We start from the raw sequence: 16,281 nt of genomic DNA, 5'->3' as shown, positions 1-16,281 counted from the left end.
GTGGCCACAAGGTTGGATAAGGCGCGGTCGTATCCAACCTTGTCGACGGTGTCGGACGTCGGTGCCACTCTCGGCAGTGCCGGTTCCCGCGGCACAGGTTCCCACCCCGGCAACGACCCTTGTCGTGTCGATCAGTTCCGATCGGAGAGACTGTTCCCGATGCCACCCCGTAGACGCTCCACCACATCCCGCACCGTGAAGGCCGGTCAGAGCAGCGCAGCCCGCAAGTTCGCCGCCACCAGGAAGCCCACCAGGCGCCGCGCACCTGCTAAGAAGTCCGCGGCACCCGACCTCCGCGTGCCCGACGCCGGCGAGCGCGTCTGGGTACTCGACGTCCCGTTCGAGGACCGCTCCGCGGCGAGCGCTGCGGGGGCGCGCTGGTACCCCGGCCCACGAGTGTTCGCGTACTACGGCACCGAGTTGCCCGAGTACCTGCAGCCGTACGAGTCGATGCCGTACAGCCTGCAGCGGTGGCTCGAGGACGACGCGAACGAGACGTGGCGACCGGAGACTGTCCGGCCCCGGTCGATGCAGCCACGGGAGACGCAGCTCGAGTCGGTGCGCCGCCAGCTCACCGCCCTCGATGAGGGCTTCCCCTACTTCGCGCAGATGGACTCGACGGGTCTGGGCAAGACACTGTCCGTCTGCGAAGCGGTGCGGCAGATGTCAGCTGCCGAGATCGGCACCGTGCTGGTCGTCGCACCGAAGGGTGCGCTGCCCGGATGGCGTCGCACGATCGCGGACAGTGAAGCCGACATCGAGCCCTCCGACCGTAAGCGCTGGCTTCTGGTCACCTACCAGTCGACGAAGAAGCTGCTGTCCGTCCCACCCGACACCGATCTCGGCAAACGCAAACGGACACAGAACAAGCGAACCATCACGCTCGGCGAACTGCGATTCGAGATCGACGTCGTTATCGCCGACGAGTGCCATGCGTTGATGAACATCGAATCGCAGCAGTCGCAGATCATGTGGCGCTATCAAGAAGCCGCGCGGTCGGTGGTGTGGATGTCCGCGACCCCCGGTTACCAGCCGCTGCACTTCGCCTATATGGCGCGAGCCATCGAGCAGTCGCGCGGCGTCGAGATCGTGGGCGACGACGACCAGCTCGGCTACGCCCTCACCGTGAAGTGGGCCAATTTCCTCGAAGAGTCCGGCTTCGCGATCAAGGCCGGCAAGGCATCGACCGGGCTGGCCACATGGCGCTGGGAGCCAGAAGATGCTGCCCGCCGCGAGCGCGATATCGCTGCAGTGCACGGGTGGCTATCGGGAGGTGCTGTGCCGTGGTCGATCTCGCGACCCTCCCCGCCCACACCACGTGAACCGCTCGGGCAAGAGCTGACCGCCGCGCAGAAGCGCCTGTACAACTCTGCATGGGTCGACTACCGCAAGGAGGTCGGTCTGCCGATGTGGAAGGTGTCCGGCGGCAAACGGGTGCTGCAGAAGAATCCGAGTGTTCGCGCTGCAACGCTGCGGTTCCGCCAGAAGTGTTCGTATCTCCGCATACCCGCGTCCGCCGACCAAGTGCGCACGTGGGTGAAGGCCGGCAACCAGGTGTTCGTGTCGATGTTCTACCGCGAGTCCGTCGCCGCTCTCGCCGACGACTTGCGCGAGAGCGGGCTTGCCGTTGCGGTGGTCGACGGAAGCATGAGCAGTCCGGAGCAGGAGGCCGAGATCCGGCGCTTCCAAACCGGGGACGCGACCGTCATCGTGTCGACCACAACGAGCGCCATCAACCTGCACACCAACGAGATGCTGCTGCCCGAAGGCACGACGTCCACGCTCGCGCCGCGGGTGACGCTGATCCACGACCCTCGGTGGACACCCATCGATATCCGCCAGATCGAGGGCCGCGCCAACCGCATCGACAAGGACCACAACCACACGACCTCCACCTGCTATTACGGCTACGCAGAGGGGACCGTCGAGGAGGAGATGGTGCTGACCGGAGTGGAGCGAATCGCCGACCTGGGATCGATCGTCGGGCAGGCTGATCTGATCGATCCGGAAGCGTTCCTGGCTGCTCGGGTTACTGCTGACAGCTAGTCATCATCCGGCAGTACATAGCTGTGGCAGATTGCTACACTAGGTGCACGACAACGAACGGAGCAGCTCATGGGTACGACGTCATCGCTACGGGTCGACGATGAACTGTATGCATCGGCGAAGCTGGTCGGCAGTGCGTCGAGCCGGAGCGCAGCCCAACAAATTGCACACTGGGCACTGGTCGGGCGTGAGATCGAGGCCTCACATCACATAGCCTCACGCGACATCGCCGGGGTATTGGCAGGTCGGCAGAACTACGACGCGCTAACCCCTCGAGAGCAGGCAGTCGTACGCGCGGAATGGTCCGAGCGAATCGACGTGATGTCAGAAGGCCTGGATCTGCGCAGCGAATTCGAGGCAGAAGGACGGGCCTTCGTCGAATGCGACGAAGACGGCGCTGTGATCGAGCAACGTCCCTGACGGAATGACCCGCGACCCGGTCCTGCACCTGCTTGCCGGCCCGAACGGCGCCGGCAAGAGCACCTTCTTTGCTCGGGTGCTGGCGCCCGTCACTCATCTTCCCTTCGTCAACGCCGACGAGATCGCTACCGAGAACTGGCCCGGTGACGAACAAGCGCACGCGTACGACGCATCGAGGTTGGCCGCCGAACAGCGGGTGGCCTTACTCGCACAGGCCGAGTCGTTCGTCACCGAGACAGTCTTCTCGCATCCGTCGAAGCTCGATCTGATCGAGACGGCGAACGAGGCCGGGTACCTCGTCACACTTCATATCGTCGCCATTCCGGTCGACCTGGCCGTAGCCCGCGTCGTCAACCGCGTCGAGATCGGCGGTCATTCCGTGCCCGAGGCAAAGGTCCGTGAGCGATACGTGCGCCTGTGGCCCTTGGTTCGATCCGCGATCGATGTCGTCGAAAATGCCCGCGTCTACGACAATACCAACGCAAGCAACCCCTTTCGCGTTATCGCTCGTTACGACCATGGTCGACTGGTTGGGGACCCGTCATGGCCGTCGTGGGCTCCCGCCGCACTGACGACCTGAATCCTCAGCCACGCGGCGACACGTGCAGACCATGCTCGGATGACGTGTGGATCGGATAGGCGTTGTCCGGGTGTGTCGTGTCCACCGCGGCATCCGGGTACGCCTGAAGGAAGTCGTGCACGAACACCGCGATCATCGACGACGCGAACGACTTGCCAGGGCACGATCTCGGACCCTTCCCGAAGGGGATCACCAGCGGCGCGACGTGATCCGTCGCGTGGGCGTTCAGTATCCGGTTCGGATCGAATGTCGGGCCGTACGCCGCGTGCACGGCATGAATGTTCGCCATCACCAACGTATTACGGTGCAGATCGACACTGCCGTCACCGAGCGCGATGCGGCAGTCGTCGATCACCCGCCCGTTGAACACGGACCCGGGGGTGTCGATACGCAGCGCTTCCATCACGCATGAACGGACTAGCGCAGAGTCGCCTAGCGACTCCACGGGCACAGCTGAGAAGGCGTCCTTCCACTGCGTGTTGGCGGGATCGAGCAGATGCTTCAGCGTGGCGAGAATGGCCGTGCGCGTCGTGTCGACGCCGGCGATGAAGGACGTCGTGGTGTCGTCACGGACCATGTTCGACGAGAACCCCGAGATGCCGTGCAACCGCCTGATGTGGCCGGCAATGGTGTCGTCGAGCGGCATATCCGCCAGAACCAAAGCGTGCCGCACCAGCGTCCGAGTGTTGATTCGCATCCACCGCTGCTCCCGCGAAAACGTCCACCGTTGCAGCCGTGGCTCGACTCTCATGGCATAGGTGTTCGCACAACGTCGAAGGCGTAAGAAGTTGTCGTACATCGCATCTGCAAACGGCAGCGCCTCATGGGCGCCGCTCTCGTCGACGTAGTCGATCACTGTCGTCGCCGCGTCACCCCACACTGCCTCCGCCACAGCAGTGCGTACGCACTCGGTGACGATCGGCCGCAGGTCGATGCTGTCGTCGTCCGCACGAACATGCGCCGGCAATGCGCGCGTCATCGCTGCACGGGCGGATCCGGCGCTCGTCGCCACGATCATGTTGCGTTTGCGGTCGCGGAAACGGGGCTGTTGCGCGGAGGAGAAGGTCAGCGCTTCGGGACTCAGTTGACCGAACGAATACTGCGCGGCGGTGTCACGATCGATATGCACACCGGCGATCTTCGGGTTGACGATTGCTTCGATGGCCCGGCGCGACACCGCATACAGCTGCACTCGACTGCCACGCCAGGTACCGATGAAATCGGACTCTCGATCGTCGACGAACAGGTAGTCGCGCGACAACTTCTTGCCGAACGCGTCGGACACCCTCCGTTCCGATGACAACGGCAACGGTCCGCCGACGAAACGGATCCCCTGCCGTTGGTAGCTGGCGCGCTGAGCGAATACCGACGCCACGCCACCACGCTCCTCGACAGGGCCGGCTCTGCCACGAACCGGACTCAGCGTGACAGTAGTGCCCAGTAGGTCACCGCGCTTGGGATGATTCACAACCGGCGACGGCCGGCCTCACGGAACCGTCAGCAGGCCCAGCCCCGGAAACAGTGTTTCGGAGAACGGCGCGGGGAACTGTCGACTCTGAGTCACCACAACGGCGACCTGACCGGGTCCGGTATCTGCAACGACGTCGAGCGGGAGCCCTCGGGCGCCGGCGGTCGGATCGACGGCCGAGAGGTCCTCGGAGGCCCAGTGGCGGAAGTCGACTGCGCCGGCCGCTCCCGTCGAAAGATTGCGCCATTGCACCGTCATCCACCGGTAGTTGTACTGGTAGTAATACGGCTTGATGTCGGCGGCAAAGAACCGGACCGAGCCCGGCCTGTCTCCCACCGTCGCCTCGATCGGCGTGGTTTGGATAAGCCCGCCGGGCACGCTGACCGGGCCGATCTCCAGGCCCGTCACGACGGGCACCTGCAAGATCGACGTCTGGGGCGCAGCGGATGCCGTTCCCGCGCCCACCCCCAGGAACACCGGGATCGCGAGTGCCAAGGCAACTGCCGCTCGACGCGTTATGTATCGCATGGTCATCACTCTGACACTCCCAGGCAGAAAAAGACCGATCGTTTTGTGACTGTTACCGAGTCTTGATGTTCTCGACAGCGTGCGAAGCCACGCGCTTTGTGGATATCTGTCATGTCTCAGCGGGTGTGGAAGGCCACACTCATTTTCTTACAACGAGCCGGTATTCGAGGTGGGCTCGCCCGACCGGGCTACCCTTCTCGGCCTTGCCCTTGGCCCACCTGCGCATAGCGTGCAGAAGCTACCGTCGTCGAGCTCGCCATACGAAACCAGTACGAGGAACTTCCCAATCTCGCGCAATACGTCCGCTCAGATGGGCATCTACGATTGAAATTCGGCGCGTCGCGACTCTTCACGAGCGAGGTGCAGCATTCGGGTTCAACCGAATTCAGTCAAGTCTGCAACTAGATGACTACCTAGGCAACTGCTGCCCAAAAATCGATGTCGTTATCGGTCGCCCACGCGGACAGCAGAGTGAATACCGGTGTGTTAATGAACTCGTGAGGCCAGAGCGCGCTCCGAAACATCTTTTCCACGAGTTCTGGTTTGAATGACACACCGCCCTCCTCACGAAGTAGTAACGCGTAAGCTTTCGCAATGTCGTGGCCGGACACCATGCGCGACCAATCCCCGGTTTCCGCTAGTTCACGATTCAATAGATCCTCAATTTGAGATGCATGTATTTCGGCACTATTCTCAGCAAGTTTTCCGATGAGCTTGCGACGATCTATATCCCCAACAACCGAATCATATAGGTTCTGAAGAGATAGCTTTCTGAAGGCTAAATCCCACCCTTCGCGCTTGGACGCGATTCTGAGCAGTGAAAAATCCCGTAACATCGAATGAACGCGCATGCGCAGTGCACCCACAATGAATGTTTCTATTTTACTCTTCGCGCAGTGGTTGATATACACGCGGTCTAATACGTTCGAATGAGCGAGTATTTCCGCGTCCAGGTCGTAGTAGTCGGTCCGCACGAGATTGCCGGAATGGCCAGGGGTCTGGTCGCCGTCACGGTCAACCAAGCCCACTACGTGCACAGACATACCCTCATTGTCTTTAGCTGCCAAACAGTTTAAGACAGAACTCTTACCACCCCCCGGAACAATACTCACTACATTCTTATTAACGTAAGACTGTAGTAAACGCATGTCATCCGCACCCTCCACTACTAGATAGCAATAGCGAATCGATGCGTCATCTGCAAAACGACCCACGTGCTCCATAAGTATTTGAGCAATAAGTTCGTCGCCAGTAATATCGTCAAACATATCAACTGTCCACTTCTGGACCAAGTGCAACCATCAAGTCTCGATACTTGCCAACTATTTGAGGGGAGTGCGTAGCGATGACAAATCTTACCCCCACTAGCTCGGCGATACGCTTGAGATCGTCCATGAATTGTTTCTGCCAATTCACATGGAGCGATATTTCGGGCTCGTCGATCAGTACCACGTCACCTGATTTTACGTTGAAGATCAGGTCGTAGGTAAGAACTAGTTCATGCTGCTCTCCCGACGAAAGCGCTGCAGGCGCTAACTCTCCACCAGCTCGAGCAATGAAGAAGAATCCTTTCGACGCGTCGAAGCAAAGCTCCTTGAACAAGAATTTAGAGTCGATGATATTTTTAAGAAGTTCCAGCTTGTTAAGGAGAGAAGTGAAGCTGGCTAGCTTCTCTCTGGAGTCCTGGAGATACAGCGCCATGACCGAACGCTCCCAGTCTTTGAGCTCCCTATCAGGTAAAGGCACGTCGTCGATCGAGTCACCTACAGAAACCGCAGTGAGCCGTTTCCGGAGCTCAGCTTGATTGGCAAACTCGGTTCGCACTTCCAAGTCACCGGTTGCAAGCCCAGCTCTACGATCAGAAATACGCAACAGCCGAGCAGGGAAAGATCTGTCTAGTTTTTGCGATATCCTTGAATTTTCGGCAAGCGCTTGGGAAATTTTTTCGGCTAGTTGCATCGCAAAAATATCGATTGTTCGTCGACTACCGACTTTTGAGGGCTCGTAACCCAGATCATCATCAGACTGTCCGCGCTGAAAGAGTAGACGCTGCGTCTCAATCAAATGAATTGAAATTTCGGCTAAGAAGTCGTCGAATTCTTGCGGTAGGGTCCAGTCAGTGAATCGTCTCGTGCTGGAACGAACCGCATTCGCGCTCATCGTCGCGTTGCGCGAGGTCCCCGGACCGTACTTGCGGATAAGATCTTCGCGGTCGAGATATTCACCTGTGCGCCGGTCCAGAACTAGGCCGCCAGGCTCCACGCTGCGCAGCGCTGGATGGCGCATAACGATTTCGCGTGCCAAATCACCAACTGGGTTCGAAATGGAGTGATTGGCTTGCTGATGTCCGGGACGTTTTAAAAGAAGAATCAGTTTTGTTGATTGAGACGTCTCATCGTTATTCTGCGGGCTTTCTATTCGTCTAATAGCAAGATGTCCGACATCCTCGACTCGCAGATTGAATTCGGCGAAGGGGCTCAGCATAAGACCGGCAATATTTTTTTGAGCGACCCTTTCCAGGATCTGCAGTGTGTGTGTTTTTCCAACACCATTGGGCCCATGCAATATCATAAACGGCTGGTCGGCTCGCAATGAGAACTGGTGATTGAAGTGCCCGAGTAGTCCCGAGACTTCCACATGAAGAGTTCTGCTACTCATAGCGAATTTCCCTTTAATTTGATCTGCACGACTTTGCCTGAACCTGATAGTATCGCCACCCCGTGACGACGCGCATCAGGTGCTTCCCAGAAAGATTACCGTTACATCGGTCCGAGAGCACGTTCGACCCGGCTTCAGCCACAATAAAAACTCAGCAAGACAGAGACACTTCGGCCCCCTGGTTCGCCACCAGTGAGAAACAGCGAACGGGCGCCCTCAATGCCGAGCGGCCCACCCACACCGAGGTGTGAGTGGGCCGCTCAACGACTAAGCGAACTACTTGGTCGCAGACTCCAGAGCCTGATTGAACGTCTTGCTCGGGCGCATGATCGAGGTCGCCTTCTCGGGATCCGGGTAGTAGTACCCGCCGATGTCGACGGGCTCACCCTGCGCGTCGCCGAGCTCCTTGACGATGGCCTCTTCCTGATCGGCCAGCGTCTTGGCGAGCGGCGCGAAGTGCTTCGCCAGCTCCTCGTCCTCGGTCTGGTTCGCCAGCTCCTGCGCCCAGAACTTGGCGAGGTAGAACTGGCTGCCGCGGTTGTCCAGCTCGCCGGTGGTGCGCGACGGGCCCTTGTTCTCCTCGAGCAGCTTGCCGGTCGCGGCGTCGAGGGCCTTGCCCAGGACGTTCGCCTTGCCGCCGGTCTTCTTGCCCAGGTCTTCGAGGCTCACGGCCAGCGCGAGGAACTCGCCGAGCGAGTCCCAACGGAGGTGGTTCTCTTCGATGAGCTGCTTGACGTGCTTCGGCGCGGAACCGCCGGCGCCCGTCTCGTACAGTCCGCCGCCGGCCATCAGCGGAACGATGGACAGCATCTTGGCGCTGGTGCCGAGCTCGAGGATCGGGAACAGGTCCGTGAGGTAGTCGCGAAGGATGTTGCCGGTCGCGGAGATGGTGTCCAGACCGCGGACGACGCGCTCGAGCGTGTACCGCATCGCGCGGACCTGCGACATGATCTGGATGTCGAGACCCTCGGTGTCGTGATCCTTCAGGTACGTGCGCACCTTCTTGATCAGCTCGTTCTCGTGGGGGCGGTACGGGTCGAGCCAGAAGAGCACCGGCATCCCGGAGTCACGCGCACGGTTCACCGCGAGCTTGACCCAGTCCTGGATCGGCGCGTCCTTGACGATGCAAAGGCGCCAGATGTCGCCCTTCTCCACGTTCTGCGTGAGCATGACCTCGCCGGTCGCCAGGTCGACGATGTTCGCGACGGCGTCCTCTTCGATCTCGAAGGTCTTGTCGTGCGAGCCGTACTCCTCGGCCTTCTGCGCCATCAGGCCGACGTTGGGGACCGTGCCCATGGTCGTCGGGTCGAACTGGCCGTTCGTCTTACAGAAGTTCACCATCTCCTGGTAGATGCGGGAGAAGGTCGACTCCGGGTTGACGGCCTTGGTGTCCTTGGGACGACCGTCGGCTCCCCACATCTTGCCGCCGGCGCGAATCATCGCGGGCATGGACGCGTCGACGATGACGTCGCTGGGCGAGTGGAAGTTGGAAATGCCGCGTGCCGAGTCCACCATGGCCAGCTCGGGCCGGTGTTCGTGGCACTTGTGCAGATCCTCGACGATCTCGTCGCGCTTCGACGCCGGAAGGGTGTCGATCTTGCTGTACAGATCGGAGAGGCCGTTGTTGACGTTGACGCCGAGCTCTTCGAAGAGCTCGTTGTGCTTGGCGAAGGCGTCCTTGTAGAAGACGCGCACCGCGTGACCGAAGACGATGGGGTGCGAGACCCGCATCATCGTGGCCTTGACGTGCAGGGAGAACATGACGCCGGTCTCGTAGGCGTCCTGCATCTGCTCTTCGTAGAACTTGTCCAGCGCCTTGGCACTCATGAACATGCTGTCGATGACGTCGCCGTCGGTCAGCGAGACCTTCGGCTTGAGGACGACGGTCTTGCCGCTCTTCGTCTCGAGCTCCATCTTGACCTCGCGGTCGCCCTGGACGGTCATCGACTTCTCACCGTGGTAGAAATCGCCCTCGCGCATGTGCGCGACATGCGTGCGCGACGCCGGCGACCACTCGGTCATGCTGTGCGGGTGCTTGCGCGCGTACTCCTTGACGGCCTTCGGCGCGCGGCGGTCGGAGTTGCCCTCACGGAGGACGGGGTTGACGGCGCTACCGAGGCACTTGGTGTAGCGGTCGCGGATCTCCCGCTCCTCGTCCGTCTTCGGGTTGCCGGGGAAGTCGGGGATCTTGTAGCCCTTGTCCTGCAGTTCCTTGATCGCGGCGTGCAGCTGCGGTACCGAGGCACTGATGTTGGGGAGCTTGATGATGTTCGTGTCGGGCAGCTGGGTCAGCTTGCCGAGCTCGGCCAAGTTGTCGGGAACCCGCTGGTCCTCGTCCAGGTAGTCGGGGAACTCGGCGAGGATGCGACTGGCAACGGAGATGTCGCTCGACTCCACCTCGATCCCGGCTGCGCTGGCGAAAGTGCGGATGACCGGCAGGAACGCGTGAGTCGCCAGCATGGGCGCCTCGTCGGTCAGGGTGTAGATGATGGTCGGCTTTTTCTCAGTCATTGCAGGTCTTGCCTCGTTTTCCGTCTGCTCGACGTCGTCTGTCCTTGTGGGCTCGGAGACAACTTTAGTCGTGCGGGGCTGTGTTGTGGCGACCCCGGTCCAGCGGGCTCGATGTGTCTCGAGACATAACCTGACCTGCGCCGACGATCTTCCACCGGAGGTCCGGGAGGCTACCGGTGAGTAACCTGCCGTGACCGGCGGCGGAGGTCGGGCGCCGGTGACTCACAGCATTCGACTGAGGAACTGCTTCGTGCGTTCGTTGCGCGGATTGTCGAAGAACTCACTCGGCGCCGCATCCTCGACGATGCGCCCGTCGCTCATGAACACCACGCGATCGGCAGCCGCTCGTGCGAACCCCATCTCATGACTCACCACGACCATGGTCATCCCCTCGTCGCGCAGTCGCAGCATGACGTCGAGAACCTCCTTGACCATCTCCGGATCCAGTGCCGAGGTCGGCTCGTCGAACAGCATGACCTCGGGCTTCATTGCGAGCGCTCGCGCGATCGCCACCCGCTGCTGTTGACCGCCGGAGAGCTGCGACGGGTAGTTCTCACTCTTGTCACCGAGTCCGACGAGCGTGAGCAGCTCCTGAGCCTGCGCTCGCGCCTTGTCTTTGGGCGTTCCGAGCACGTGACGTGGGCCGGCGGCGACGTTGTCCAGTGCCGTCATCATCGGGAACAGGTTGAAGTTCTGGAACACCATCCCCGTGTAATGGCGCTGCCGCGCGATGTTCGACTCGGACAGTGGTGTCCGCTTGCCGTCGTCGGAGAACCCCATCAGTTCCCCACACACCCGAACCGTCCCCGACTCGATGGTCTCGAGGCAGTTGAGTGTGCGGAGCAACGTGCTCTTCCCGCTTCCCGACGGCCCGAGGAGGAGCACCACCTCGCCCTTGGCGACGCGGAAGTCGATGCCGTCGAGCACCACGAGATCGTTGAACGCCTTGGTCATGTCCTGAACGTCGATCATCGTCAGGTTCGCGATCGCCTGGTCGGTCATCGGTTCACCGCCTCCGCGTCGATGACACTGTCGTCGAGCGCTGCCATGTCGGTTCTCCCTTTGCGACGGTAGTTCCTGTCGTATCCACGTCCAGCTCGTACTTCCAGGCGCTTCTGGATCAGACCCCAGAGCGTGGTGAGCAGGAGGAAGTAGAGCGCTGCTGCGCACAGTCCCTCGAGCACCCTGAAGTTCACCTGGACCAGGAACTGCGTGCGGCGCAACAACTCCTGGACGGAGATCACCGAGACCAGCGTCGTCGTCTTCAGCAGGCCGTTGAAGCTGTTGCCGAGCGGAGGGATCATGACGCGCAGCGCCTGGGGCAGCACGACGACGCGGAACACCTTGGTCGGCGACATCCCCAGCGCACGTGCCGCTTCCGTCTGCCCCGTGGGGACGGACAGCAGTCCGGATCGCACGATCTCGGACAGGTAAGCGGCCTCGTTCAGCACCAGTCCGAGCAGCGCCGCCTCGATGACGCCGAGCTTGATGCCGACCTGGGGCAGCCCGGTGTAGATGATGACGAGCTGCACGAGCAGCGGGGTTCCTCGCATCAGCCAGACATAGAACCCCGACACCGCGCGAAACGGCAGGAACTTCGACGACCGGGCGACCGCGACGACCACCGCCAACACGAGCCCCAAGATCATGCTGACCACGGTGAGCCAGATGGTCACCCAGGCGCCCTCCAGCAGCTGGGTACTGGTGAGGATGGAGAAGAACGCGTCCCACGACCACATGTCGGAGCCTCTCAGCTCTCGAGCGGGCCGGTGCTGACGGCGATGTCACCCTCGTACCCGCTGACGTCGTACTGCTCGAACAGGTCCGGCAGGTAGCCGTCGTCGCGCATCTCGGAGAGGACGCGCGCGACCTCACCAGCGGACTTGCTGCCCTTCGCGAAGCCCATGGCGAGGGGCGCCTCGTTGATGCCACCGATGGCGGTCTCGAAGCGGCCGTCCTCCTGGTAGAACGAGGTGACCGACTCGACGATCGACGTTCCGTCGAGCTGTCCTGCCGAGAGTGCCTGATAGGCATCGGCATTCGTCTTGAACGTCTGCACGGTCAGCGGCGCCTTGCCCTCCGTCGCGAACTGTTCGGACAGCGCCGTCAGAGTGTCGAATTCGTATCCGGGCGCTTCCACACCGACCGTCTTGCCGGCGAGGTCTTCCACCGTGCTGATGCCCTCGGGATTGCCCGACGGAACCGAGATGGACACGGCCTGAACCTCGTACGGCACCAGATCGATGGTCTCAGCGCGCTCCGGTGTGTAGAACATGCCGGTGTCGATCATGTCCCACCGACCACTCTGCACACCGGGGATCTGGGCCTCGAACTCGATGTTGACGAACTTCGGCGTCAGGCAGAGCCGCTTGGCGATCTCCTTGCCCAGGTCGACCCGCATGCCGATCACCTCTCCGTCGGCGTCGACGTACTGCATGGGCGGGAGGGTGGCATTCGTGGCCATGGTCAGCGACCCGTCCTCGGCGAGATCGGCTGCGCCGAGAGTCGGCGTGCAGTCCGTCGGCGCGGCATCCCGCTCCGACGAGGACCCGCACCCGACGAGGCCGAGGGTCAGGACGCCGGCGGCGGCAATTCCGATGAGCGTGCGCATAGGAGAGACCTTTCGGTGTCGACTGCTGTCCGCAGCGACTGTCTGGATCGGGATGGTCGACCTCGATGGGATCGATTGCATGAACCATCGCAGAGTTCCCGCGAACACGTCAACGTGGTTAACACGGACGACACGTGTTTCAACGAAAGTTAACGTCGGCCCTCGTGAATTACGGGTCGACGACGGGCGCACACGACGCGCGCTCGACCAATCGGGCACCGATCCGGTACGTGCGGCCGTCCGGCTTCGACGGCTCGCTCATCTGCTGGAACAGGAGATCCATCGCGACGTTGGCCAGCTGTGAGGCACCGTTGTCGACGACGGTCACGGCCGGGTGCCACAACGAGAGCCACGGCATGTCCTCGTGGCAGATCAGCGACAGGTCGCTGGGCACCGACACCCCTCGTCCGACGAGAGTAGGCAGAATCCCGAACACGGCCTCGTGGTTCGCCGCGTAGAGCGCGGTCATGCCGGACGGTTCGTCGAGCAACGAATCGACCGCTGCAACACCGAATTCGGTGGTGAACGGCCCCTTCCGGACCAACGACGGGTCGACCTCGATGCCATGGTCCGCCAGTGCCGAGCGGTAGCCCTCGAACCGCTCCCGGCCGGAGGTGGCGTCCTCCAGGCCGCCGATGTAACCGATGCGCCGGTGACCGAGGTCGAGGAGATGCGCCGTCGCATCGCGCGCACCGTCCAGGTCGTCGGCGAGGACGGTGGGTGCGGCGCTCCCTCGAACCGACCTGATCACGTTGACCACAGCCCGGCCTTGGGCCAGCAGAGCATTGGATTCGACTGCGCTGCGACCACTCCCGATGACGATGGTCCCGTCGACTCCGTGATCCCCCAACATCGCGAGCACGTCCCGCTCGCGGGCCGGGTCCGCATCGGTGATGCACAGCAGAACTTGAAAGCCGTTGTCGGAGCATCTCTTGTGGACGACTTCGGCCACGGTGTGAAACGTCGCGTTGAGGAGGTTGTTCATCACGAGACCGACCAGATGCGACTTGTTGGAGCGCAGCGCACTCGCGGCCCTGTTGGGCCGGTACCCCAGTGTTCGGGCCGCCTCCTCGACGGACCGTCGGGTATCGGCCGAGATCAGCGTCGACCCGCTCAACGCCCGGGAAGCCGTACTGCGCGAGACTCCCGCGGCAACAGCCACGTCAGCCAGAGTGACCGTCATCGACCCTCACCTCCCCTCGTCGCCGATCGTGCACAGACTCTCCCACGCCGAGCCTCGCTCGTTACAAGTGCGTTTCCGGCTTGACGATGTGTCTTCACCGACGGCAGTCTATGCAATCGATCCCATCGAATCGACCCAGTTCGGCTTCCACGCCGCACGAAAGGTATTCATGAACCGCGATGACGTCGCCTGGTCCGGCTACTGGCCCGCTGCACCCACCCCGTTCACCGCCGCCGGCGCAGTCGACACAGACGCCCTGGCCTCGCTCATGAACCTGTACGCCGACCACGAGGTGGACGGCGTTCTCGTCAACGGCAGCACCGGCGAGTGGTTCAGCCAGAGTGACGCGGAGCGGCGCACCGTCGCCGAGGTCGCCATCGACGCAGTGCGCGGACGCTTCCCCGTCGTCATCGGCGTCAGCGCCTACACCGCACGCGACTCCGCAGCACTCGCGCGGCATGCCGAGACGTCAGGTGCCGACGGCGTGCTGGCCACACCTCCGCCCTACGTTCATCCGTCGAAGGACGAACTGCTCGCCTTCTACCGATCCGTCAGCACCGCAACGGCATTGCCGTTCATGGTCTACAACTGGCCGCGTGGCGTCGCTGTCGACATGGGCACTCTGCCCGGGCTGTTCACCGAGCTCGCAGCGCTCGACAACGTGGTGGCGGTCAAGGACAGCACCGGCAACTGGCTCTCCATGCTCGACACCGTCGAGGCGGTGGCGGGCACGGTCCGAGTCTTCGGCAGTTTCCTTCACCACCGCGGACTCGCCGCACTGCTGGATCTGGGTGGCGACGGGAACATCGACGGCGGCGGGGTGGGCGCACCCTTCGCCGTGCCGTTCTACCGTGCCGTCGCTGCGCGCGACGCGGCCGCCGCGCGGTCCTGGGCCGACAAGTACCGCGCGCTGTCGGGACGTCTGATCAATCCCGACTACAGCGGCGTGTACGCCTCTCCGATTCCTCAACTCAAGGCCGTCATGAACTTGCTCGGACAGCCCGGCGGCAGCGTGCGCGAACCGCTGTTGCCCGTGACGGACCCGACGACGCTGGACCACCTGGCGCAAATCGTGGAGGACTCGGGAATCGCCGAGGCATCCCGGACAGCAGGAGTGGGCAGTGCAGTCTGACTTCGACGTGGTCGTCGTCGGAGCCGGCATCGTCGGCGCTGCGACGGCCCTGGCACTGACGAGATCCGGCGCTCGCGTCGTCGTGCTCGACCGATCCGCGCCCAACACCGGTGGTTCCGGGACCACGGCGGGCAACCTCCACATCCAGACAATCCACACTCGACGTCCCGGCCAGGGTGCGGCCGTGGATGTCCGACGTCTCCTCCCGCTGCAGCACCGCACCAGCTCGCTGTGGGACGACCTTGCCGACAGCGTTCCCGGTCTCGGCCTCAACCGCTGCGGTGGATACATGGTCGCCGAGACGGACGACCAGGTACAGGCACTCGAGACCAAACACGACTGGGAACGCACTGCGGGAATTCCCACGGAGGTGCTGACCGGATCTGAGGCACGCCGGGCGCTGCCGGCGCTGGGACCCAGCGTCGAAGCCGCGACCTGGTGTCCCCTCGACGGATTCGCGGAGCCTGACCTCGCGGGGCCCGCAACTCTGCGTCAGGCCGAGGCCGAGGGTGCCGTCCTGCGGTCACACTCTCCCGTCACGGGTATGGAACGAGTCGGCGACCTGTGGACGGTGACCACTCCCGACTCCACGTGGGTCGCACCCACCGTGATCGACGTCGCCGGTCCGTGGATGGCCGGCATCGCGTCGATGGCCGGCATCTCGTTGGACCTTCGGCCGACGTCACTGCAGGTGCACGCACTCGCCGCACCCTCGCACACCCTCGACGTCCTCGTGCAACACGTCGGGGAAGGCATGTCGATCAAGCAGGACCGCCGGGGTCGCCTCGTGCTCGGCGGTGGGTGGCCGGCGGGCGCGTTTCACGACACGGACGCTGCGTCGTCCCTGCCCGAGAGCACCACCGGAAATCTCGCACAGGTCGAGCGACTGCTCCCCTCCCTCGCGGCGCTCCCTCTCGTCGACACGTGGACCGGCCCGGTCCTGACGACGCCCGACGAGATGCCGGTCATCGGTGCCGTCGACGGGGCACCGGGGTTCTACGTCGCCGGCGGCACCTACTCGTTCACCTTCGCGCCACTCTGGGCGCAACTACTCACCTCGATGGTGCACGGACGAGTGCCGGACATCGACGTCAGCGAATTCTCACCGGCTCGACTCACCTCGTTCGCAGAACACGGAAGGTAG

General features: G+C 62.6%; 14 protein-coding genes. 5 read left to right on the top strand and 9 right to left on the bottom strand.

Annotation, left to right across the window (positions count from 1 at the left end; translation table 11 throughout):
* Window positions 1-159: 159 nt before the first annotated feature.
* From HQ312_RS14930 to HQ312_RS14920, 3 genes are all read left to right on the top strand, one after another.
* Window positions 160-2,046, top strand: a complete 1,887-nt coding sequence (locus tag HQ312_RS14930) for a DEAD/DEAH box helicase (protein WP_261782339.1) — start codon at window positions 160-162, stop codon at window positions 2,044-2,046.
* A 69-nt stretch (window positions 2,047-2,115) separates the two neighbouring features.
* Complete coding sequence (locus HQ312_RS14925; protein WP_222639080.1) at window positions 2,116-2,466, top strand: ParD-like family protein; 351 nt, start codon at window positions 2,116-2,118, stop codon at window positions 2,464-2,466.
* A 4-nt stretch (window positions 2,467-2,470) separates the two neighbouring features.
* Window positions 2,471-3,046: a zeta toxin family protein gene (locus HQ312_RS14920; protein WP_222639079.1), complete on the top strand. Its 576-nt coding sequence runs from the start codon at window positions 2,471-2,473 to the stop codon at window positions 3,044-3,046.
* 4 nt (window positions 3,047-3,050) lie between these two features.
* Here HQ312_RS14920 and HQ312_RS14915 read toward each other — a convergent pair whose 3' ends face one another.
* From HQ312_RS14915 to HQ312_RS14875, 9 genes are all read right to left on the bottom strand, one after another.
* Window positions 3,051-4,238: a cytochrome P450 gene (locus HQ312_RS14915; protein ID WP_222639078.1), complete on the bottom strand. Its 1,188-nt coding sequence runs from the start codon at window positions 4,236-4,238 to the stop codon at window positions 3,051-3,053.
* Between the two features lie 294 nt (window positions 4,239-4,532).
* Window positions 4,533-5,048: a hypothetical protein gene (locus HQ312_RS14910; protein ID WP_261782338.1), complete on the bottom strand. Its 516-nt coding sequence runs from the start codon at window positions 5,046-5,048 to the stop codon at window positions 4,533-4,535.
* Between the two features lie 407 nt (window positions 5,049-5,455).
* Window positions 5,456-6,310 (bottom strand): DUF4435 domain-containing protein, encoded by an 855-nt coding sequence (locus HQ312_RS14905; RefSeq protein ID WP_222639077.1) that lies wholly within the window; start codon window positions 6,308-6,310, stop codon window positions 5,456-5,458.
* Between the two features lies 1 nt (window position 6,311).
* Entirely contained in the window at window positions 6,312-7,700 is a 1,389-nt protein-coding gene (locus HQ312_RS14900) for an AAA family ATPase (RefSeq protein WP_222639076.1), read from the bottom strand.
* 276 nt (window positions 7,701-7,976) lie between these two features.
* The gene (locus tag HQ312_RS14895; RefSeq protein ID WP_222632835.1) at window positions 7,977-10,211 is read right to left on the bottom strand and encodes an NADP-dependent isocitrate dehydrogenase; all 2,235 of its coding nucleotides are present in this window, start codon (window positions 10,209-10,211) and stop codon (window positions 7,977-7,979) included.
* Between the two features lie 222 nt (window positions 10,212-10,433).
* Entirely contained in the window at window positions 10,434-11,183 is a 750-nt protein-coding gene (locus HQ312_RS14890) for an amino acid ABC transporter ATP-binding protein (protein WP_222639197.1), read from the bottom strand.
* Window positions 11,184-11,209: 26 nt separating this feature from the next.
* The gene (locus HQ312_RS14885) at window positions 11,210-11,950 is read right to left on the bottom strand and encodes an amino acid ABC transporter permease (protein ID WP_027504852.1); all 741 of its coding nucleotides are present in this window, start codon (window positions 11,948-11,950) and stop codon (window positions 11,210-11,212) included.
* 11 nt (window positions 11,951-11,961) lie between these two features.
* Complete coding sequence (locus HQ312_RS14880) at window positions 11,962-12,822, bottom strand: ABC transporter substrate-binding protein (RefSeq protein ID WP_222639075.1); 861 nt, start codon at window positions 12,820-12,822, stop codon at window positions 11,962-11,964.
* A gap of 169 nt (window positions 12,823-12,991) precedes the next feature.
* Complete coding sequence (locus tag HQ312_RS14875) at window positions 12,992-14,005, bottom strand: LacI family DNA-binding transcriptional regulator (protein ID WP_222639074.1); 1,014 nt, start codon at window positions 14,003-14,005, stop codon at window positions 12,992-12,994.
* A 169-nt stretch (window positions 14,006-14,174) separates the two neighbouring features.
* Between HQ312_RS14875 and HQ312_RS14870 the strand changes: the two genes are divergently transcribed.
* Together HQ312_RS14870 and HQ312_RS14865 are read left to right on the top strand one after the other, a co-directional pair.
* Window positions 14,175-15,137 (top strand): dihydrodipicolinate synthase family protein, encoded by a 963-nt coding sequence (locus tag HQ312_RS14870; RefSeq protein ID WP_222639073.1) that lies wholly within the window; start codon window positions 14,175-14,177, stop codon window positions 15,135-15,137.
* Window positions 15,127-16,281, top strand: coding sequence for an FAD-binding oxidoreductase (locus HQ312_RS14865; RefSeq protein ID WP_308123897.1), 1,155 nt, complete (start codon window positions 15,127-15,129; stop codon window positions 16,279-16,281). The genes HQ312_RS14870 and HQ312_RS14865 overlap by 11 nt, the downstream gene beginning before the upstream one ends.

This window comes from Rhodococcus sp. BP-316 (assembly GCF_019836105.1).
GTDB lineage: Bacteria > Actinomycetota > Actinomycetes > Mycobacteriales > Mycobacteriaceae > Rhodococcoides.
Note: the sequence above shows the minus strand (reverse complement) of the source record. Positions and strands in the feature narration are given on the sequence as shown.